The organism is Neobacillus thermocopriae (assembly GCF_010975035.1).
Classification (GTDB): Bacteria; Bacillota; Bacilli; order Bacillales; family Cytobacillaceae; genus Neobacillus; species Neobacillus thermocopriae.
Map to the genome: position 1 here is coordinate 116,686 of NZ_JAAIUV010000005.1, position 21,992 is coordinate 138,677.

A 21,992-nucleotide genomic window follows, 5' to 3' on the forward strand; every position below is an offset into this window, starting at 1 on the left:
TTCACCTCTTATTTCAACCGTCATTAAAGGCAGTGGCTTAAAAAATATTCTGATTCACTCCAAAAAGCTTCGCTATTAATTAAACCTGCTCTGGCTTTTTAATAGAAAAATTTTACATAGTTCGTATTAGAATTGATCCTGTACTATAAATCTATAAACATCCGTCTTCACACAATTTATATTATATTGCTTTGCCTTTCGATCAAGCAAATGAATGCCCGCTTTCCTCGCTTTTACGATTCCTTCAATAACGTTGTAGGAACTTTTTCATTTCTGTCCGCTTCCACTTCAACTCAAGATAATAAATGACGTTGTCCCATTCCCCACATTCTCTATTCTATTTCAGCCCATTTCTTAGCTTTTTCATATTCTTCCGGACGGTTCATATTAAAAAAGATTCGATCCCAATCTATTAGCCCAAAACTTTCAAGTTCTTTTTCTGTTACAAACAATACATTTAATCTTCTAATCAGATCTTTCATCCGTAAATTTCCAGTCTTGATACAGTTCTCCGCTTCTTGTGCCACCGTTTTTTTGAAAACAGAAAATAATGGATGTTGCTTACCGTTAATGACAGGAATTACTGCATCATAATGAAGGCAACGCTTCACCATTTCCACAGCCAATTCCCCGGATAGAAACGGCATGTCACATGCTACAACGAGATTTACATCATAATCGGAATACATTAAACCTGCATGCAGTCCTGCCATCGGACCCCTATCAGTGAAATAATCACAAGTAGTATTTAATTGTACAAATGAATAATCTTCAGGATGATTTGTTACTAAAATGATTTCATGAAAATAAACCTTAAGCTTATCTCGAATTCTCTCTATATTAGTTTGCTCATTTATTCGCAGTAAGGCTTTATTCACACCCATTCTGCTTGATTTACCACCAGATAATATAATAGCTGCTGCATTCATTTCACTCGTCTCTTTCTTTATCACCGACCGCAAGATACTTGTACCAATAGTGCGGTCAAAGGCTTTTTTAAATGGTTTATATCCTTCATTCTATTATAGCCGCTGTAAACGCCGCAAATCTGTATTTTTCATCATATAATCATCAAGTTCTGTTATATTCTATAAAATGATTTATAATAAAAAGGGGATGTACTTGAACGAATTAGGAGGTATACATAATGACCATTAAAAAAGTAATGACGATAGCTGGTTCAGATACGAGCGGTGGTGCAGGAATTCAAGCAGATTTAAAGACTTTTCAAGAGCTTGGAGTTTACGGCATGACTGCTTTAACGACCATTGTAACCATGGATCCGAAAAACCATTGGTCACATAGTGTTTTTCCAATTGAAGTTTCAACACTTGAAAAACAAATTGAAACCATCCTTTCTGTTGGAATTGATGCAATGAAGACAGGGATGCTTGGGACAGTTGAAATTATTGAATTAGCGGCTAAAACAATAGATGAAAACAAGATAGAACGCGTTGTCGTTGACCCTGTTATGGTATGTAAAGGGGAAGATGAAGTGTTAAATCCAGAAACAGCTGATGCCATGCGTGAGCTTCTACTTCCTCGTGCCTTAGTTGTCACACCAAACCTATTTGAAGCAGGACAGCTTGCAGGGACAAAAACACCAAAAACTGTAGAAGAAATGAAGGATGCTGCTGTAAAAATCCATGCTTTAGGGGCAAAATACGTCCTAATTAAAGGTGGAAGCAAACTTCAAGTGGAGGATAAAGCCATTGACCTCCTTTATGATGGAAAAGAATTTACAATTTACGAATCACCTAAATACAATACTACTTATACTCATGGAGCAGGCTGCACGTATTCTTCAGCGGTTACGGCCGAACTGGCAAAAGGAAAGTCTGTCTATGAAGCAGTTGAAGTGGCGAAGGAGTTTATTGCCGCAGCTATTGAACAGGGCTTCCGACTAAATGAATATGTAGGTCCGACATGGCACGGCGCTTACCGCAGCTCCAAATCGAAAACAGAGTATTGCGTAGATTGCTAAGCTGTGTCGCTCATAAGAGTCAAACAATTATGTTTGGCTCTTTTTTTATTGGCCCCTTTTGCCTTAAGGCATTTAAGTGATTCCATTCACTTCAATAGGCAGAGATTTCGCAATTTCTTCCTATTTTTAGTATGATAATTACAACATTAAGTATTAATAAAGTACCGTTTCATAAAGGGAAAGGAGGATTTGGTTATGGAGTTCGTGGATGTAAAACGCGTTCAGGATCTCATTAATCATTTTGCCAATAAAGATGTTTATATTCACCTGGAAACTACCAATGGGGCCTATGCAACCCATTATGATCAATCCTTTTTTTCAGCAGGAGCCTACATCCGCAATGCCCTAGTCCGTTATGAACTAGGGAAAATTACTGGAAATGGGCCATACCGTGTCGGCTTAAAAATGAATATTGGTTGGATTTATGCAGAGGGAATTACTCACTTTGAAATTGATGAGTTAGGCCGCCTGCTTCTTGCCGGCCACGACCATAAAGGGAAGTTAGCCGTAGCTTTAGAAATCAGTCCAACTCCGTTTGAATAGAAAATACGAAACACCCTTTTGTGAAAATGGATGGAGACTAGCCAATCCATTTTCAAAGCCTTAGCAGAAAGGAGTATTCACAATGGAAAAAGAACGCCATGTCCTCGTTGTCTTTCCCCACCCAGATGATGAAGCTTTTGGAGTATCAGGAACGATTGCCACCTATATCAAAAGCGGAACGCCGGTTACGTATGCTTGTCTAACCTTAGGAGAGATGGGACGCAATATGGGGAATCCACCGTTTACAAACAGGGAAAATCTCCCCAAAATTAGAAAACAAGAATTACAAGAAGCGGCACGCATTTTAGGTATTCAAGACCTCCGAATGTTAGGATACCGGGATAAAACGATTGAATTTGAAGATGAAGAGAAGCTGACAAATACAATATCGTCATTAATTGATGAATTGAACCCGTCCCTAATCATTACTTTTTATCCCGGTTATTCTGTTCATCCGGACCATGACGCCACCGGTGCAGCGGTCGTCCGAGCCGTCGAAAAGCTACCAGCCGCCGCACGGCCGAAATTACACTGTGTCGCCTTTTCCAATGACTGTGTCGAAAAACTAGGTGAAGCCGATATCATTCGCGACATTAGCCCTGTTTTCGAGACCAAACTAGCTGCTATCAAAGCGCATCGCTCTCAAACCGAGCAAATGTTGGCCGACATGTCCGAAAAACTTAAAAACCAAGATCCTCAAGTGCTAGCCTGGATCAACAACGAACGGTTTTGGACCTATAAGTTTACAAAGTAACAAAAAAGGAACATTAATTAATACGATCATCCTTTAAAGAAATAAAGATTTTACACAAAAAAGGTGAATTTGAGTACCCTCAAATTCACCTTTTTAATTCATTAAAGTTATTCGTGCTTGTTTATCAAACAAATGACAGGAAATTAGCCTACTTTTCTCTCTGTTAATTGAAGATCTTCTGGTATACGCTTGTTTATTCCGAAAGCATAGTAGCTAATTACCACAATAGCAAGGAATACCATACCTGCAATTAATGAGATACGAGTGTCATCATTGACCCACATACCAACTAGTACTGCAACTAAATAAACAATTGTTAGATAGTTAGTAACAGGGGCCAAAGGCATTTTGAATGGATGGCTTGCCATTTTATCAGCATGAACTTTTCTGAAATTGATATGGCTGATTAAGATTACAAACCAAGGAACCATACCTGGAAGAACACTTGCAGAATAAACGTAAACAAACAGTTTTTCTGGTGCAATATAACTTAGAAATACGCCGACACCAAGACCGATTAGTACGCCAAGTGTACCAAATAAAGGAACTCCACTCTTTGTAATTTTTGCAAATGCTTTTGGAGCTTGACCATTCACTCCAAGTGTATAAAGCATGCGCCCAGCACTATATATACCACTGTTACATCCAGACATCGCAGCCGTGATTACAACAAAGTTAATAATACCAGCTGCCGCTGTAATACCTATTTTTGCAAAAGTTGCTACGAACGGGCTTCCAATGGAATTTAATTGATCCCAAGGATAAACAGTAACAATGACAAAAATTGCACCAATATAGAAAACAAGGATACGCCAAATTGTACTTTGAATCGCAGTTCTTAATGTTTTCTGAGGATCTTTCGCTTCCCCAGCTGTAATCCCGATTAGCTCCACACCTTGATAAGAACCAACAACAAGTGCTAGAGCAAATAAGAATCCTTTCACTCCACCTGCAAAGAAACCGCCATGTTCCCAAAGGTTTGATAAGCCGATTGCTTCTCCTCCATTTCCAATACCGAAGAAGATCAGACCAAAACCAGCTACAATCATTAATATAATTGTGACAACTTTAATCATTGCAAACCAAAATTCAAATTCACCAAAAGACTTAACAGATATAAAGTTTGCTGCACCCAAAATAATCATTGCGATGAGTCCTGGAATCCATGCAGGAAGATTTGGATACCAATACTGCATATATTCACCGATCGCGATCACTTCTGCCATACCTACAATTACCCACTGGAACCAGTTACTCCATGCAGTCATATATCCTGCGAGTGGATGGATATACTTATAACCAAATGTTGCAAATGATCCTGTACTTGGTTCCAAATAAAGCATTTCACCCATAGCACGCATAATCATATATAAGAAAAGTCCTGTAATGGCATATGCGAGCATAACGGATGGTCCCGTCCAACTTATGGTGCTAGAAGAACCCATAAAAAGACCAACACCAATGGTTCCGCCTAATGCAATCATTTGAATATGACGTGAACCTAATCCTCTTTGCAGTTCTTTGTTTGCCAATTTATTTCCCCCTCTGCATTGTCATCAATTGGAAACGCTTGCAAATATAATTAAAAAAATTATTAAATTCCTTCCCCATATAGTATGATTTAAAATGCTAAAACTAATGTTGATAAGCTTCATCTAAAGAAGAAGGGATTCGATTTATATTTTATAACTATATTAAAATACCGTCAATATTTTTCTGATAAAATGATTTTTCTAATTTTTTTGTAAATAGTACCAACTTGTTCCAATAGTTTACCTGACTTCATATAAGCAATACTACCGAATTATAACACAATACTTCATCACATTAAAGTGATTCTTCCCCTTTACTGACTCCATTTTTCCATTAGCTTTTCCTTCTCATCTTAGATGAAATTCTCACTTTTTCACGTTTATTACCTTTTTTAATTGATATTTTACTCTTCATTGATACTACCAAAAATTATTCAGATTCACAAAAAGTTCAATTTTTTTAAACAGCATGATTTTAACCCTTGTGCTCCTCCCTTCACAAAACGTTCAAAATCCAATCCATATTCGTGATGAACATCACTAATAAAAAAATTTCCAAAGATTAACATCAAATTGTTCAATTAAAAAAGGAGGAGGGCAAACATGAATAAAGCCATTATTAGCTTTGTACTCAGTGCCTTGCTTGGCTTTGGCCTGGGATATCTTGTCTTTGGCGTCATTATGGATACCAACGACAATGACGCGAAAATTACCCAGGCGGATCATCAAAAATCAATAACAGTCAAAGAAAGCACTGAGCCAAAAGAGGAAGCCTCTGTAGCAACTCCTGAAAGTGACAATATTCTTAATCAAAAGGGCTGCTTGAGCTGCCATTCCGTTGATTCACTAGGTTTAAAAGGTGGTACAACAGGCCCTGATCTCTCTAATGCCTATGAAAATGTAGAAGGAAAACATGGCAAATCTATTGAGGAATTCTTAAAAGAACCTACATCTGCTGTTATGTCAAGTGTTATAAGCGGCAACCCGTTAACCGATGACGAACGCGTGAAAGTCATCGAGTTGCTCAAGAAAGCTTCAGAAAATTGATGGTTAAGGGGTGTAAATCAATGAAAGCATGGGTTCCTATCACATCCGGTTTATTAGCTGGATTTTTAGCAGCAACCATCTCCTTCGGCAACTTTTCCTCTCGGACGGAGAATAAAACCGTTTCAGGCAGTACGAAGAGTGATGCGGAAAAAGTGTATGTACCATTTGGAAAACAAGATGAATACTACTTATTTGCATCTGGTGGCCATTCCGGACAAATGTTTATTTATGGAGTACCATCCATGCGCCATATTCGTACTGTACCTGTCTTTTCACCGGATTCTGCAACTGGTTACGGATTTGACGAACATTCTAAGAAAATGATGGGGGATTATACGTGGGGTGACCTTCATCACCCGGCATTCTCTGAAACGAATGGAGACTATGACGGCAAATATATGTTTGCAACCGATGTTGGAAACAGCCGTGCAGCCGTTATGGATCTAAAAACCTTTACTGTTAAAGACATTATTAATGTTCCAAATACAAGTGGTCCGCACTGTGCAGCCTTTGTTACAGAGAACACAGAGTACTTGTTCCTACCAACCCGCTTTTCCGTTCCCCTAGGATCCAAGTACGAACCACTTGATGATTATAGCAAAAAATATCGAGGAGTCATGTCAGCGGTAACATTTGATGAGAAAAATACAAAGCTAAACATTGAATATCAAGTTGCCTTACCGCCTTGGTCCTATGACCTTTCTGATGCCGGTAAAAAAGTGTCCGCTGATTGGGCCGTAATGACCACCTATAATACGGAAGAAGCGACAACAAATTTGGAAATTAACGCCTCACAAGCTGACCGTGACTATATTGTTCTTTTTAATTGGAAGGAACTAGCGAAAATGGTTAAGGACGGACAATATGAAGAAATAGATGGACAAAAAATGATTTTTCCCGAAAAGCATAAAGGTGGCATTTATTTAGTACCAGTCGCAAAGTCACCGCACGGCGTGGACGTTACTCCAGACGGTAAGTACTTCATCGCATCTGGTAAATTGGCTCCCGCGTTAACAGTATTCTCATTCGAAAAAGCATTTAAGGCTATTGAACATAAAGAATTTGCTGGAGACCGTAATGGCATACCCATTCTAAAATACGAATCAGTGATGGAACGCGAAGTCAATCCTGAAAATGCACTCGGACCACTCCATACGCAATTTGATGACCAAGGCATGGCTTATACAACGATGTTTATTTCTTCTGAAGTCGTGAAGTGGGATCCTAAGACTGGAAAAACATTAGATCGCGTGCCTGTACAATATTCTCCTGGTCACTCTGTATCGGCTGAAGGAGACACCGTATCTCCAGATGGGAAATGGCTTGTAGCATTAAATAAAATTGCAAAAGATAGCTACTTGTCTGTTGGACCTTCTCATCCTGAATCAATGCAATTAATTGATATTAGTGGCAAGATGAAGGTCATTCAATCTGTTCCAGTCAATCCTGAGCCACATTATGCACAAATGATTAAAGCCGACAAAATTAAAACAATTGAAGTGTATGAAAAAGACGAGAAAAACCAAAATGCCATTTACAAACAAGAGCAGGCTAAAATCGTTCGCAACGGTAATAAGGTCGATGTATATGGTATTGCAATGCGCTCCAAATTTATCTTTGATGTCAAATCAAAACGTCCAGATGTCATCGAAGTGAATGAGGGCGACGAAGTCACCATCCATTTGACCAATATTGATTTCGATGAAGATATCACTCATGGTTTTGCAATCAACAGTTATAACTTGAATATCGAGGTGCAGCCTGGTCAAACCAATACCGTCAAATTTAAAGCAGATAAAGCAGGTACATTCCCTATTTACTGTACTAACTTCTGCTCTGCCTTGCACCAAGAGATGACGGGTTACTTCCTAGTAAAACCAAAACAATAAACAACAGTTTCAGTTCCCATCCCTCCAGTGTATGAACAAGATGGGAACTGCCCTATCCTATTTGGGATTTTCACTATAAGAGGAGTGGTAAGCTTGAACGTCCGCAATAAAGATTTGTCTAGTACCTCTTCCATAATCATTGTAGTTTCAGCTATTTTGCTTGTCGTCTCCATCTTTTTCCCATGGTGGAAAATGATTTTTTTTGCACCACAATATCCAGAAGGTCTGAATATCATTGTTTATCCTTATAAACTCGAAGGAGAAATCGATATCGTTAACGGCCTGAACCATTACATCGGAATGGCCAATTTTAGTGAAAAAACCTTTCCTGAATTAACTTATTTGCCTTATATTGTCAGCGGATATGCCTTCCTAACAATAATAACCGCCATTCTTAGGAAGAAATTATTTCTTTACGGATTAATCTGCTTATATGTTTTAGGCGGTGCATTAGGGGTCTGGGATCTTCGAAAAGCACTTCGCCAATTCGGAATGAATCTAAGCCCTACGGCACCCATTAAGATTGAGCCATTTATTCCGCCCATTATTGGGGAGAACACCGTTGCCAATTTTGTAACAAATAGTGTACTCGGACTAGGGGCCTATCTTCTCATTGTCGCTTTTATTCTATTGCTCATTCCGTTATGGAAGGATCGAAAGACAAAATGAAAAAAATTACGCTCCTATTAATCTTTTTCTCTCTTATCTTGATAAGCAATCCAGAGGAATATGAAGCCTCTAATCATCTACAGTCACTTATCGACTCCATGGAAGAAGGAGCAGTATTAAAGCTGGGAAACAAGACATATGAGGGCAATATTGTTATTAATAAAAGACTTACGATTATTGGTTCAAAACATACGGTCATTAAAGGAGACGGGACCAGCAATGTCATTTCCATCAAAGCACCAGGAGTAAAACTACGTCATCTTACTGTCATTCATGGTGGTATGAATCGTAATACAGCTGAAGAGTATGCGGCCATTAAAATTCATACAAACCATAATGTCATTGAACATGTTAAAATCCGTGACTCCTATCATGGTATTTACTTGAGCCAGGCCCATCATAATACGATTCAATACAATGACATTAAAGGGATGGGCAAAGGTAAAATTGCTGCGCAAGGTAATGGACTACACATTTATTATGCTAACAACAATCTACTTGCCCACAACAAGATCGAGGGCACACGTGATGGCATGTTCTTTGACTATGCAAACCGAAACAAAAGTTATGATAACCATATCAGCCATACAAGATATGGCTTGCACTATATGTATTCCGATGAGAATATTTTTAAACGTAATATATTTACTATGAATCAAGGCGGAGCAGCCATCATGAACTCGAATCGTCTTAAACTGAAAGACAACCAATTTCTCATCAATTATGGCAATCAATCTTTTGGGCTTCTACTATTGCAGGCAAATGAAAACAACATTGAAAATAATATGTTTTATTTGAACCAGAGAGGTCTGTATATTGATCAGTCCACTAAAAATATCATTAAAAACAACAAGATTATTGAAAACGAGATTGGTATTGAGCTTTGGGCCAGTTCCAATGAACAAATTTTTACATTGAATAAAATCTATGAAAATACCATACCTGCAGCCCTCATTGGTGGTAAAGGAGAAAGCAATGCTTGGAGCAAAGACGGCAAAGGCAATGATTGGGGCACTTTTTTCCCTCTCACTGATCTTGACCAAAACGGTATCGGAGATTTTCCAATAACATACTATTCTTCACTCCATCAACTGTTAGAAAAGCAGGAATTAACCAATCTATTTTTAAAAAGCCATGCTATTACCATCTATGAAAAAATTAATGCTGCTTTAAATGACAATGAGGTTATGTTCAAAGATCCACATCCACTTGTACAGAGAAAGAGGAACCACTCATTCATCCTGGTTGCTGTCCTAAGTTTATTGGCCGTGATTCTCATAAAGGGGAGACATCCATATGCATTACATTTGGAAAGAATGGAAGGAAAACATAAGAGGTAAAGGACTGTGGCTGTCAGTAAGCATTATTGTACTGCTCTCTCTTATTATTCTGATCCGCTTCGCCAGCCATCCCCTTGATCATGGGTTCTATATTCTACTAATCAATTTGTTTGATACAATTGTTTATTTTATTCCAATTTTGTGCTTGTTTATTGGCGCATTCTCAATTTTTCAAGAAAAAGAACAAAAAACATTAATTATGTTACTAACAAAAAAAGACCATTACGCCAGTTTTTTAGCAAAAAAAATCCTTGGGATTAGTGTGGTCGTTCTTTTGCCGCTTTTAGCCTGGTTTTTCTTGTATCTCCTTTTATTGAAATTTCAGTTCCAGCTTGACATTAAAAGTTATCTGATTTTTATTTTAAGCATTCTTTTGATGTCAGTGTTGTTTTTGCAAGTGGGTGCCGCAATCGGCAGTTTTAGTCGCTCAAGGATGCAAATTATCGGCCATACAATTTTTATATGGTTTTACTTTTTCTTTTTGCACGATTTTATCCTACTATCTCTATTACCACATATCACCAACGAAAATGTAAAAGTTTTTTCCACTTTCTACTTTTTAAATCCATTGCAAGCAATACGGATATTTTTAGAAACGAGCATGGAGGTTTATTCGTTTAGCCACATGTCAAGGCTCCTGCAGGAATTTATGTGGACAGAACCTTCAGCCTTCCTAGTTGGTAATTTTGCATTCTGGATGGTTGGATCGTTTGCCAGTGCAGTATTCTTTAACAGGAAGGATGTTCATGAGTGATGATCAAAGTAGAAAAATTAAGTCAATCTTTTGGAAGAAAGCAAGTATTGAAATCTGTTGACCTTCACATCGACCGTCGTGAAATCTGTGCCCTCGTTGGCCGCAATGGAGCCGGAAAATCTACGTTTATCCAAAGCTTGGTTGGACTTTTGCCGGTAAAACAAGGCTCAATTACCATCAATGGGGCGTTCGTTTCTCATAAAACCCATCACTGGAAAAAAGTCATTTCGTATTTGCCAGAAAAATTTATGCTATATCCCCATTTGACTGGATTAGAAAATTTAACTTTTTTTGCTGAAACTATTTCAAAAATAGCTGATACCGAGAGAATGAAGCAGGTGCTCATGTCCGTACGTTTATGGGATGACCGTAACATGCAGGTCAAACATTATTCCAAAGGGATGCTTCAACGGCTCGGACTGGCAATCACTCTTTACCAAAATTCAGATATTCTCATTCTCGATGAACCAACGAGCGGGATTGACCCAATGGGCAGAAAAGAAATTTTAGAGGTGTTAAAATCTCTACAAAATAAAACCATTTTACTTTCCTCCCATCACATAGACGAAATAAAACAAATTTGCACTCATGTTGCTTATCTAAATGATGGTAAAATAAAGAAATATAAAGTAAGAGAATTTTTAGATAAGTACTGCCTAGGAGGTATAGAAGTATGAAAAAACGGATGGTGTTGGCTTTACTGCTTGTCATGGCACTCATGACGGCCTGTAGTTCAGGTTCTGAATATCACATTAAAGTGACGAAAGATGTCTATTTCGAAGCTGGAAAAAACTCTACTATTGAGATTAAAGTAACAGAAGATGGGAAAGCGGTAGAAGGCTTAACCATTAAAGCCTTATTATCAATGAAAAATATGGCCCATGGAACAAGTGAGGTCAAATTCACAGATAAAGGAAATGGAATTTACTTCGGTGAGGCGGACTTATCCATGAGTGGAAAATACGAAGCAGCATTTATAATAGAAAAGAATGGTAAAAAAACGGAAAAAGTAATTGAAATAGAAGTGAAGAAGGCGGAAGGTGTAGCCAAAATTAACGGAGAATGGATTACCAAAGAAGAGATCAATTTTTATAAGTTGATTAATCAGCTACAATTGGAAATGAACCGTGAGACAGCCCGAAAAAATTACTCCGGAGAGAAATTGAAAGAAGAATTAGCCTACTTAGATTCTCAAAAAACTATTATTGAAGATCAAAACCAATTGTTAACCCAAATCATCCGCCTTCGTTCAATGGCGGTACTTGCCCAAGAGAAAGGACACAAGGCAACAAACGAAGAAGTAGAAGAAGCGATTAGGAAACTGCGCGGCCAATATTCCCAGTTCGAGTCGGCCACGAACATGATTAAAGAATATGGAGAAGAAAAATTTTGGGCAACAGAACGTGAACACTATAAAATGATCGTCCTTTCCCAAAAAATTCAAAAAGACCTAATCGTCAAAATTAAAAAAGAAAACCCTTCCTATGGGGAACAAGAAATCTACTATCAAGCCCAAAAACAATACGAAAAACTCCTCATCTCCCAAGTCAATACCTTAAAAATCGAGATCTTATGATCTTACAAATAAAAGGAAAATGGTACCTAACACCTTTTTCCTTTTTATTGCAAGATATGTAAATTTATTTTTTAACTTTGGAAATAAACTAGCACACGGCCTTGGCAGTAAGATGACTTTTCTATCCACTTTAGAATCTCCGACTCTACGTAGTTTCCGTTCATTCTTTGGAGCGTTTCCGTCCATAAAGCCGCCTGAAAGTAACAAAATCATACCAGAAAAATTATACCTCTCAATCGTTAATCATCTAGGCAAATACCTCGCCATTCTTATAAAACTTCTAAAATAGCCTTGCCCACTCCACTTTCGTCATTTGTATCCGTCACCCAATCACAAAGTGACTTAATGCCAGGGCTTGCATTCCCCATTGCTACTGCCCGACCAGCTTTTTCAAACATAGATACATCATTGAAATTATCGCCTATTGCCATCGTTTCAGACAGAGAAATACCTCTTGCATTCACAAACGCCTCTAAGGCAATTCCTTTTTGGGCATTTCGATGAGTGATTTCAATATTTTCAACGCCTGATTTCGTCACATTCAGATCTTCTAATTCTTTTAGGGACTCGCTTGCAGCTTTCAATTTGTCCATGTCAAAGGAAAATGCCAGAAACTTATAGATTCGAAATTCATCATTATTAAAAAGAGTTTCATAATCATCTATAGGATGAACTAAACCATCCCTCCGTCTGGCTTCTGCTTTTTGTCTAACAAATTCAGGATCGACCTCAGGATTGGCGGTAACAACAATGTCCACAAGTATCGAAACGGCCTTTTCAAGATCGACCGAGTAGGTCCCTTTATCCGTATAGACTTCAAAGTAAATATCCATTTCCTCCAGTTTTGCCGCTACTTCACGAGCCACCTGCTTGCTAATTGGAGTTGCTGAAATTACCTCCCCCTCTTTAGAACGCACTTCTGCACCATTAACACAAATAATCGGGCAAGTTATTCCCTTTTTGTTAAGGACATAAGTTGCCTCCTGATAAGACCTGCCAGTAGCTACGACAACCTCAACCCCAGCTTTCTGTGCCTTTAAGATTGCTGCTTTATTCTCCTCACTAATTTGCTGCATTGAATTTAATAATGTTCCATCCATATCGGTTGCTATACATTTTATCATGTTGTCACCTTCCGTTCTTTTTTCTATAGTTGCCATTGTATCACGAGTAATTGGAGATTTTCACCAAATCCGTTTCAAACAGATAGATACTTACTACCCTCTCTGAAACTAAGCGGAGCCAATTTCTGATGAGCCATAAATTTTTTAACCGAATCTGGATTTGTTTTTGAGTATTCTCTCAATGCCCATCCAATTGCTTTTTGAATAAAAAATTCCTTGCTATCCGCATTTTGCCGTATGTATTGATAAAGCAGTTCTTCATTCGTATTTTCTTTATATTTTAATTGAAATAAAATAGCGGCTCGCCTTAGCCATATATGGTCACTAATTGCCCATCCACTAATGGTTTCTTCAATGACCTCAGGATACTTGCTGGCGATGGCACCGACAGCTTTTGGCCCTAGCACATCCACCGTATCCCACCAGGATTTGCTCATAATAAGTCGTTCGATAAATCGCAAATCCTCCTTAATTAATTTTTTCAGTGATTTTTCAATATAATCTAATGCAGCATATTGAAATTCCCGTTCATCCAGTTTCCACAACTCCATAACAAATTCCTGGTTAAATGGTTCTTTCAATATTCCCGTTTCACGAAAAAAATGCTTTTCTATTTCCCGTCTTTTTTGAGACTTTATCCCAAAGAATTTAAAATGATTCTTCATATAATTTTCCATGTGAATGGCATTTTGCTCATTGCGATTTTCTTCAAACATTTTTCTTAACGTGAGAATAGAAGATTCCACATTAATCTCCTCCAATTTTTGGATACATAAAACTATCGTACCATGCCAAACTAACATTATTCCAATGTAAAGGAGAAGAAAAATGACAAAAAAATATAATACAGGCAGTCATAATCAAAATTCACCTCGTGCTAGTCAAGCGGAAGCAGAATTTGCCACTGAATTTGTCAGCGGTGACAACAGTAAAGGGAATAAGCATAATAAAGATCAACAAAGTAAAACTAATCCACAAAAATAAAAGTGCCGGGAAAGCTATTTCCCGGCACTTTTAAGTTAGTGGTCTGCTTTTTCTAGCATTTGTATTTCTTTTGTAATTTCCTCTTGAATCTTTTCGACTACTGAGAAATCCATCGCTGAAACATAGATGGATTCAAGCTTATCATGAAGTTCTTTAGCTCTGGCTAGATAGCTAGTGGCTTCTAACATTTTATTTTTATATTTATCGGAAATCTTACCAATTATATCGGCAAAAATCTCATCCGTACCAGGCTCAATCAATAATTCATACATATCAATAATCTCATCACCATCACGGCTCGGGAAGTATTCATGTGGGGCTGTACTATCAAAAATGGCAATACCTAGCTCTCTAAAAATACACATATCTAAGCTGTTAGGATCAAACCCACAATGGTAAATTTCCACGTCAATTCCACGCTCTTCAGCAGCAGCAGCCAATTTTTTGAGCATGGTTGACTTTCCAGAGCCTGGGCGTCCTTTTATAAAATAGCGCTTTGGAATCTCTTCTGTTAAGTTTGGGACAAAATCAACCGCACCTTTCGGAGTGGCTGCCCCTAGAAACCGGTGACGTACATCTGCTTTCTTATTAAGCTTCATTTTTCCAAAAAATGATTCGATTAATTTATTCGTCAATTGATCCGCTTTTTGAAAATCCATGCTGTTAATATAAATTTTTTCCCAATCATCATGGATATCTAATGCTTCTTTAAAGGTTGCATAAGCATTAGTAAATGCTTCGCTAATTTGGTTCGTCAACTTTTCAATTTCATTTTTGTGAGCAGCGAGAACCTTCGCATCCCATGCTTCTCCCAAATTAATGTATTCTTCTACCGCTCCAGGCATTTTCGGTTCAATAACATGAGGGGCCGTTCCATCTACCACACCCACTTTTAAAGCACGAATAATGACACCATCAATGGATTGATTATCGGAAGAACAATGAAGGAATTCCACATCATACCCTTTTTCAAGCCATTCATAACCAATCTTCTTCATAAGAGAAGATTTTCCGGTCCCTGGTCCACCTTTTAAAATAAATAAGCGCTCTAGTCCTTGCAGGTTGGAGTCGTATAGGCTATGGAAACCCCTTGCTGTATTACCGCCGGCAAAATAATTTTTCACTTTCCCTGCCAATTTCAACACTCCTTTTAAACAACTGACCTTATAATCGTATTTCTGAAGGCTAGCTTTACTGGTATAAATGTAAAGAGGATTAACACTACATCTTATGCTGCTATGTAATATAGGTGAATGCCCAAGGAAAAAAAGGGGGTGAATATTAGAAAAGTAGAAGCTCCCTGGTTAGCGGGCGTATGACCTCCTCCCAAAAGCTTTTGCTTTCGGTCGTACGTTCCAAACATGAAGAAACGGAGGCTAGCAATGGGCTATTGAGAAGTATATTTCCTTCTATCACAATAAAAATTTCAAAAAACATAAAACGGCCTTAGTCCCATAATATATAAGACTAAAGCCGCTAAAATCATTTTTTAATTGTACTGTCTACTTAACACTGGCAGTTCAGCCTCTTGATTAATGACCCCCAAGGTAAGCTTTTCTAATTTGATCACTTTGCCCCAGATCCGAAGCCCTTCCGGAAGCAACGATATTGCCCGTTTCAATTACATATGCACGATCCGCAATGGATAAAGCCATATTAGCGTTTTGCTCTACTAATAAAATCGTCGTGCCGGTTTTATTGATCTCCTCAATAATTTGGAAAATAGTTTTTACTAACAGTGGGGCTAGCCCCATGGAAGGTTCGTCTAGAAGGAGAAGCCTTGGTCGTGCCATTAGCGCTCTACCCATCGCTAACATCTGTTGCTCACCGCCTGAGAGCGTTCCAGATAATTGCTTTCGGCGTTCGTAAAGACGTGGAAATAACTGATACACCTTTTCGAAATCTTCACGAATGCCTTGTTTATCTTTACGTAAATAGGCACCTAATTCGAGATTTTCTTCCACAGACATATTGGCAAAAACACGTCGACCTTCAGGCACATGAGAAATTCCTTTTTTTACAATTAATTGCGGGACTTTTCCAGCAAGGTGTTCGTTTTCGAATAGAATCTCTCCGCTTTTCGGCTTTAATAAACCGGAAAGTGTTTTTAATAGAGTGCTTTTTCCCGCACCATTTGCTCCGATCAGAGTGACAATTTCCCCTTGATGGATCTCTAGCGAAACTCCCTTCAGCGCATGTATATTTCCATAATAAACATTAATATCATTCACCTTTAACATGTTAAGAGACCTCCTCGCCGAGATATGCTTCGATGACTTTTGGATTATTTCTGATTTGCTCGGGGGTGCCCTCTGCTATTAATTGTCCATGGTCAAGCACATAAATACGTTCACACACACCCATGACGAGATTCATATCATGCTCGATTAGTAGAATGGTTAACTCAAATTTTTCTCGTATTAACGCAATCAAATTCATCAAGTCCTCTGTTTCCTGCGGATTCATCCCTGCTGCTGGCTCATCAAGGAGTAATAATTTTGGCTTTGCCGCCAGCGCTCGGGCAATCTCTAGACGGCGCTGTTGACCGTACGGTAAATTTTTCGCCTTTTCATGGAGGACATGATCCAGTTTAAAAATTTTTAAAAACTCAATGGCCTTTTCTTCCATTTCCATTTCTCCTTTAAAATGAGAAGGGAGACGAAAAATGGAACTGAGTATAGAATGCCTTGCTAATGAGTGGTAGGCTACCTTTACATTATCCAAAACTGTCATGTCACTAAAAAGCCGGATATTTTGGAATGTACGGCTGATCCCTTTCTTCGTAATTTTATAGGGTGCTAACCCGTTTAATTTTTCGCCAACTAATGAAATGCTACCCTCTGTTGGGACGTATACACCGGTTAACAAGTTGAAAAAAGTCGTTTTTCCGGCACCATTAGGACCAATTAAGCCTGCTAATTCCCCTTGTCGGAGCTCAAGGTTGACCCCAGAAACAGCCTTTAACCCTCCAAATCTGATCCCAGCATTTTCTACTTTAAGCAACGGTGTGCCTGCTGCCATCCTGAGCCCCTCCTTTAGCGGCTTTACTCATTTTTAAAAATGCAGTAATTTCTTTTGTTCCCATCAAGCCTTGTGGACGGAATAACATTACTACAATTAGTACGAGACTATAAATAACCATTCGCAATTCTGGGTAATTGGCGAGGAATGCCGTGATAATTGTCAATAAAACGGCCGCAATTACCGAGCCAGACATGCTTCCCAATCCACCAAGCACTACCAAAATTAAAATATCAAATGACTTCAAAAAGCTGAAATTTGTCGGTTGGATAATATAGAAGTTATGAGCGTGAAGTCCGCCGGCTACTCCTGCAAAAAAAGCCCCAATGACAAACGCCATTACTTTATAATAAGTGGTGTTAATACCCATCGCATCTGCAGCAATTTCATTCTCCCTGATCGAGATACACGCGCGTCCATGGGTAGAGTTAGTAAAGTTGACGATGACGATGATCGTGGCAAGAACACAACCGAACAACCACGGCCATGTAATCAGGTGCGACACCGTCATCCCACTGGCGCCGCCCACATATTCAATATTTAAAAATAAAATTCTCATAATTTCTCCAAAACCTAAGGTGGCGATTGCGAGGTAATCACCTCTCAGCCTTAGAGTTGGAATTCCAATAATGATTCCTGCGATCGCCGCAACGACCCCTCCAGCCAATAAAGCAACCGGGAATGGTAAACCCAATTTCATGGTGATAATCGCCGATACATAGGCTCCGACAGCAAGAAACCCAGCATGTCCAATGGAAAACTGTCCTGTAATACCAATCACTAAATGTAGGCTAACGGCAAGAATGATATTAATACCAATGGTGTACAACGTGTTCACATAAAAAGGGTTTAGGAATTCCCCATTAATAAGAAATTGCATGACCACAAAGAATATTGCGGCTAAAACGATAGTGAACCAAAAACCTTTTGCCTGTTTCAATACATTCATCGTTCAAGCCACCCCCTAGACTTTTTCCTTAACATTTTTGCCGAATAATCCGGATGGGCGGAAAATTAATATTAAAATCAACACGACGAAGGCGACCCCATCACGCCAGAGTGAGAATCCTGCAGCACTTACAAGTGATTCGATAACCCCAAGTACTAAACCGCCGACCATCGCACCAGGGATAATGCCAATTCCCCCCAAAACGGCCGCAACGAAAGCTTTAAGCCCTGGGATAATCCCCATCAATGGATCAATTTTTGTGTAATACATTCCAAAAACAACTCCTGCAGCTCCGGCCAATGCTGATCCAATAGCAAAAGTTGCTGAAATGGTATTATTCACATTGATCCCCATTAACTTAGCCGCATCCATATCATGAGATACTGCTCGCATTGCCTTACCAATTTTTGTCTTATGAACGATAAATTGTAATAGAATCATAAGAACAATCGATACAGCAAGAATTAACAAAGATTGTCCACTGATTTTAATGCCAAACACTTCAAAACTTTTTATGGAAACTACGTTATTAGGGTAGGCTTCCGGCTGTGCACCGCGAACATATATCATGCCATATTCAATAAATAACGAAACTCCAATCGCTGTTATCAGTGCTGCAATTCTTGTTGCATTCCTTAATGGCTTGTACGCAATCCGTTCAATTAATACGCCAAAAATGGCACATGTGGTCATGGCCAAAAGTAATGATGGAAGAAAACCTAAATCAAGAACAGTAATGGAATAAAAACCAATAAATGCTCCGACCATGAACACATCTCCATGGGCAAAGTTTATTAATTTCACAATTCCGTAAACCATTGTGTACCCAAGAGCAATTAACGCATAAATACTTCCTAAGGAAACTCCATTTACTAGCTGTTGTATCAGTTGTTCCATGTCTGCCACTCCTTCCAATGGAGATAGGAATTTTTTCCTAATTCTTAAAAATTGGAATAGGGAACATTATATGCTCCCTATTCATTTTGATCGTTATAAAATTTGTTTGGTGTATGTTGATTTCCACTAAGAATGGGCTTTACGTAGTCGGTACCGGAAACCTGCACCAACTCACCTCTATACAACATAACCATCAAAATTCATAGCTTTCAATTAAGGGGTAATTTTTGTCTTAAATGTTTGTTCACCATTTTTGTATTCTAAGATAACAGCAGCTTTAATTGGATTATGATCCTTATCAAGCTTCATTTTTCCAGTTACAAGTTCAAGACCATCCGTTTCTGCAAGGGCTTTTTGGATTTTCTTTGGATCACTGCTTCCTGCACGCTTAATAGCATCAGCAAGGAAATAAGCAGAATCATAGCCTAAAGCATTAAATGCATCTGGAGATTTATCCTTGTATTTCTCTTTAAATGCCTTCACAAACTCTTGAACTTTTGGATCTGAGTCTCCGGATGAATAGTGGTTTGTAATGAACGTGTTATTCAGCGCATCAGCACCAGCCAATTCTACTAGTTTTGGAGAGTCCCAACCATCAGCACCCATCATTGGTACAGAAATACCTAGTTCACGTGCTTGTTTAATAATTAGACCCACTTCTTCATAGTAGCCTGGAATAAAGATGAATTCAGGGTTTTTCGCTTTTATATTTGTTAATTGGGCACGGAAATCAGTATCTTTCGCTACATACGCTTCTTCAGAAACAATTTGTCCGCCCTCTTTTGTAAATAGTTCTTTGAAGGATTCAGCAAGACCCTTAGAATAGTCACTTGAGCTATCAATAAAGATAGCTGCAGTTTTTACATTTAGATCATTAATCGCAAAGTTCGCCGCTACTGTCCCTTGGAATGGATCGATGAAGCATGTACGGAAGATGAAATCATTTAATTTTCCATCTTTCACTGTAATATCTGCGGCTGTACCAGTCGGAGTTAATAATGGAATATTGTTGCTTTGCGCAATTTCTATCTGTGCTTTTGTATTACCACTTGTAGCTGCACCAATTATGGCGACAACCTTGTCCTGGCTGACCAGCTTGGTTGCACCACTAATCGCTTCTGGTGCTTCTGATTTATTGTCGACAGCTACAAGTTCCAATTTTTTACCATCTATGCCTTCTTTATTGATTTCCTCAAGAGCTAAATCAATTCCTTCCTTAATGGATTGTCCATAAGAAGCAACCCCCCCGGAAAGTTCAAGGTTAGCACCAATTTTTATGGTTTCTCCTTTTTCTCCACCACCGCTTGTCCCGGCTGCACCTCCGCAGCCTGCCAATACACCTGCTGCCATCATAAATGACGCAAAAATACTGGCTAATTTTTTCTTTCTACTCATAGCATGACCCCCTGTTTTTAAATTTTCCCAACAATTGTGTTACTCTTCCTAATAAAGATAATATTCTGAAAACATTGTACAAAATAACATCACATTCGTCTAGTACCATTTTCTATTATTTTAAAATAATTTAGAAAATATTTTTTTTATAATAAATGAATGGAATAAATAAAAGAGATCCCAGAAAATCGGAACCTCTCTGTCCAAAATGTTTTATGCTAATTCTTGTCTTTTCGTTTCTTTTCCCAATAGGAAAACAGCTAATGCCCCAATTAAAATGGAAACACAAAAAATAGTGAAAATAACCGGTACGGAAACTTTCTCCGCTACAAGATAACCAACCAAAAGTGGGCCAAGCACACCACCTAGTCTTCCGAATGAAGCCGCCATCCCTGAACCAGTTCCTCGAATTATCGTTGGATATTGCTCAGGAGTGTATGCGTACAGTCCACCCCATGCACCTAGATTAAAGAAGGATAAAAGAATTCCTGATGTCATTAAAAGAGCGGTTGACTCGGCAGTACCAAAGAAATAGGCACTTACAGCTGTACCAATTAAATAGACAACCAACACAAATTTCCGACCCATTTTTTCAATAAACCATGCAGCTGTAAAATAACCGGGCAATTGGGCAAGTGTCATCACTAAAACATACTCAAAGCTTTTAATTAAGCTAAATCCCTTCATAACCATTACACTAGGTAGCCAGAGAAACATCCCATAATAGGAAAAAACAACACAAAACCAAACAATCCATAACATGGCCGTTTGCCGCCCATATTCTTTCGACCAAAGCTTTGTAAGATTTTGAAATATGGTTAACTTTTCTTTGTCTTTAACGGCTGCAAAACGCGGTGAATCTGGTAGTCCTATTCGTAAATACAATGCATACAAAGCAGGGATAGCGCTAATCAGCAAAGCCGTTTGCCAGCCCCACTCTGGAATCACAAAATAAGAAATAATGGCTGCTATTAGCCATCCAGCTGCCCAAAAGCTTTCTAATAAAACAACTATTTGTCCTCTCTTTTCAACAGGGACACTTTCAGAAACAAGTGTCGAAGCGACTGGCAACTCTCCTCCCAATCCCATTCCTATCAAGAATCTTAGTACTAAAAAGGCTGTTAAAGTTGTCGTAAATGCAGAAGCACCACTTCCCAATGAAAATAATAATAAGGTAATAATAAATACATTTTTTCGACCTATTCTATCTGCAGCAAGACCAAAAACAAGGGCACCGACAGCCATCCCTATTGAATTGATACTACCAATCCAACCCATCTGTCCAGGTGTTAATCCCCATTCCACACTTAATGCAGCAATAATAAAAGACAGCATTCCTACATCCATGGCATCAAACATCCAGCCCATACCTGCAATACCAAGTAATTTACGACTGGACACCTCTTTTCCTCCTGAACGGCCTTGCCATTTCCCGTTCAAAATACCTTTAACGTTTTCCATATGAACTCCCTTCTATTACAGAGATATTTACATTATTCCCCAAACTATTTATATTAAAATTACTTTAACCAAA

General features: G+C 38.6%; 22 protein-coding genes. 11 read left to right on the plus strand and 11 right to left on the minus strand.

Features of this window, described 5'->3' with window-relative positions; genetic code table 11:
• Positions 1 to 332 precede the first annotated feature (332 nt).
• Positions 333 to 929, minus strand: coding sequence for a molybdenum cofactor guanylyltransferase (gene mobA, locus G4Z05_RS05250; protein WP_163250785.1), 597 nt, complete (start codon positions 927 to 929; stop codon positions 333 to 335).
• 218 nt (positions 930 to 1,147) lie between these two features.
• Here mobA and pdxK point away from each other — a divergent pair, with 218 nt between their 5' ends.
• The 3 genes from pdxK (at position 1,148) to bshB2 (ending at position 3,281) form a co-directional block, all read left to right on the plus strand.
• Positions 1,148 to 1,984: a pyridoxine/pyridoxal/pyridoxamine kinase gene (pdxK, locus tag G4Z05_RS05255; RefSeq protein WP_163250786.1), complete on the plus strand. Its 837-nt coding sequence runs from the start codon at positions 1,148 to 1,150 to the stop codon at positions 1,982 to 1,984.
• A 195-nt stretch (positions 1,985 to 2,179) separates the two neighbouring features.
• Positions 2,180 to 2,527 (plus strand): YojF family protein, encoded by a 348-nt coding sequence (locus G4Z05_RS05260; RefSeq protein WP_163250787.1) that lies wholly within the window; start codon positions 2,180 to 2,182, stop codon positions 2,525 to 2,527.
• An 82-nt stretch (positions 2,528 to 2,609) separates the two neighbouring features.
• Entirely contained in the window at positions 2,610 to 3,281 is a 672-nt protein-coding gene (gene bshB2, locus G4Z05_RS05265) for a bacillithiol biosynthesis deacetylase BshB2 (protein WP_163250788.1), read from the plus strand.
• Between the two features lie 143 nt (positions 3,282 to 3,424).
• Here bshB2 and G4Z05_RS05270 read toward each other — a convergent pair whose 3' ends face one another.
• On the minus strand, positions 3,425 to 4,813 hold the full coding sequence (locus G4Z05_RS05270; protein WP_163250789.1) for an amino acid permease: 1,389 nt from the start codon (positions 4,811 to 4,813) through the stop codon (positions 3,425 to 3,427).
• Between the two features lie 603 nt (positions 4,814 to 5,416).
• Here G4Z05_RS05270 and G4Z05_RS05275 point away from each other — a divergent pair.
• The 7 genes from G4Z05_RS05275 to G4Z05_RS05305 all read left to right on the plus strand — a co-directional run bounded on the left by G4Z05_RS05275 (position 5,417) and on the right by G4Z05_RS05305 (position 12,088).
• Positions 5,417 to 5,860: a cytochrome c family protein gene (locus tag G4Z05_RS05275; RefSeq protein WP_163250790.1), complete on the plus strand. Its 444-nt coding sequence runs from the start codon at positions 5,417 to 5,419 to the stop codon at positions 5,858 to 5,860.
• Positions 5,861 to 5,880: 20 nt separating this feature from the next.
• On the plus strand, positions 5,881 to 7,749 hold the full coding sequence (gene nosZ, locus G4Z05_RS05280; protein ID WP_163250791.1) for a Sec-dependent nitrous-oxide reductase: 1,869 nt from the start codon (positions 5,881 to 5,883) through the stop codon (positions 7,747 to 7,749).
• 93 nt (positions 7,750 to 7,842) lie between these two features.
• Positions 7,843 to 8,418 carry a hypothetical protein gene (locus G4Z05_RS05285; protein ID WP_205597444.1) on the plus strand — a complete coding sequence of 192 codons (576 nt, stop codon included), beginning with the start codon at positions 7,843 to 7,845 and terminating at the stop codon, positions 8,416 to 8,418.
• On the plus strand, positions 8,415 to 9,758 hold the full coding sequence (gene nosD, locus G4Z05_RS05290) for a nitrous oxide reductase family maturation protein NosD (protein ID WP_240465313.1): 1,344 nt from the start codon (positions 8,415 to 8,417) through the stop codon (positions 9,756 to 9,758). The genes G4Z05_RS05285 and nosD overlap by 4 nt, the downstream gene beginning before the upstream one ends.
• Positions 9,715 to 10,512, plus strand: a complete 798-nt coding sequence (locus G4Z05_RS05295; protein WP_163250793.1) for an ABC transporter permease — start codon at positions 9,715 to 9,717, stop codon at positions 10,510 to 10,512. The genes nosD and G4Z05_RS05295 overlap by 44 nt, the downstream gene beginning before the upstream one ends.
• Entirely contained in the window at positions 10,512 to 11,189 is a 678-nt protein-coding gene (locus G4Z05_RS05300; protein WP_163250816.1) for an ABC transporter ATP-binding protein, read from the plus strand. Before G4Z05_RS05295 ends, G4Z05_RS05300 begins: the two co-directional genes overlap by 1 nt.
• Positions 11,186 to 12,088, plus strand: a complete 903-nt coding sequence (locus G4Z05_RS05305; protein ID WP_163250794.1) for a FixH family protein — start codon at positions 11,186 to 11,188, stop codon at positions 12,086 to 12,088. Before G4Z05_RS05300 ends, G4Z05_RS05305 begins: the two co-directional genes overlap by 4 nt.
• A gap of 269 nt (positions 12,089 to 12,357) precedes the next feature.
• Here G4Z05_RS05305 and G4Z05_RS05310 read toward each other — a convergent pair whose 3' ends face one another.
• Together G4Z05_RS05310 and G4Z05_RS05315 are read right to left on the minus strand one after the other, a co-directional pair.
• The gene (locus G4Z05_RS05310) at positions 12,358 to 13,212 is read right to left on the minus strand and encodes a Cof-type HAD-IIB family hydrolase (RefSeq protein WP_163250795.1); all 855 of its coding nucleotides are present in this window, start codon (positions 13,210 to 13,212) and stop codon (positions 12,358 to 12,360) included.
• 74 nt (positions 13,213 to 13,286) lie between these two features.
• Entirely contained in the window at positions 13,287 to 13,928 is a 642-nt protein-coding gene (locus tag G4Z05_RS05315) for a DNA alkylation repair protein (RefSeq protein WP_240465319.1), read from the minus strand.
• 112 nt (positions 13,929 to 14,040) lie between these two features.
• Here G4Z05_RS05315 and G4Z05_RS05320 point away from each other — a divergent pair, with 112 nt between their 5' ends.
• Positions 14,041 to 14,196 carry a hypothetical protein gene (locus G4Z05_RS05320; protein ID WP_163250797.1) on the plus strand — a complete coding sequence of 52 codons (156 nt, stop codon included), beginning with the start codon at positions 14,041 to 14,043 and terminating at the stop codon, positions 14,194 to 14,196.
• A gap of 35 nt (positions 14,197 to 14,231) precedes the next feature.
• On the opposite strand, the gene G4Z05_RS05325 is transcribed toward G4Z05_RS05320, so the two are convergent.
• The 7 genes from G4Z05_RS05325 to G4Z05_RS05355 form a co-directional block, all read right to left on the minus strand.
• Positions 14,232 to 15,332 (minus strand): PRK06851 family protein, encoded by a 1,101-nt coding sequence (locus G4Z05_RS05325; RefSeq protein WP_163250798.1) that lies wholly within the window; start codon positions 15,330 to 15,332, stop codon positions 14,232 to 14,234.
• Positions 15,333 to 15,728: 396 nt separating this feature from the next.
• Positions 15,729 to 16,436: an ABC transporter ATP-binding protein gene (locus tag G4Z05_RS05330; protein ID WP_163250799.1), complete on the minus strand. Its 708-nt coding sequence runs from the start codon at positions 16,434 to 16,436 to the stop codon at positions 15,729 to 15,731.
• 1 nt (position 16,437) lies between these two features.
• Positions 16,438 to 17,217, minus strand: coding sequence for an ABC transporter ATP-binding protein (locus G4Z05_RS05335; protein WP_163250800.1), 780 nt, complete (start codon positions 17,215 to 17,217; stop codon positions 16,438 to 16,440).
• The gene (locus tag G4Z05_RS05340; protein WP_163250801.1) at positions 17,192 to 18,166 is read right to left on the minus strand and encodes a branched-chain amino acid ABC transporter permease; all 975 of its coding nucleotides are present in this window, start codon (positions 18,164 to 18,166) and stop codon (positions 17,192 to 17,194) included. Before G4Z05_RS05340 ends, G4Z05_RS05335 begins: the two co-directional genes overlap by 26 nt.
• A 15-nt stretch (positions 18,167 to 18,181) precedes the next feature.
• Positions 18,182 to 19,063, minus strand: a complete 882-nt coding sequence (locus G4Z05_RS05345; RefSeq protein WP_038537982.1) for a branched-chain amino acid ABC transporter permease — start codon at positions 19,061 to 19,063, stop codon at positions 18,182 to 18,184.
• Between the two features lie 213 nt (positions 19,064 to 19,276).
• The gene (locus G4Z05_RS05350) at positions 19,277 to 20,458 is read right to left on the minus strand and encodes an ABC transporter substrate-binding protein (protein WP_163250802.1); all 1,182 of its coding nucleotides are present in this window, start codon (positions 20,456 to 20,458) and stop codon (positions 19,277 to 19,279) included.
• A gap of 213 nt (positions 20,459 to 20,671) precedes the next feature.
• Entirely contained in the window at positions 20,672 to 21,919 is a 1,248-nt protein-coding gene (locus G4Z05_RS05355) for an MFS transporter (RefSeq protein WP_163250803.1), read from the minus strand.
• Positions 21,920 to 21,992 lie beyond the last annotated feature (73 nt).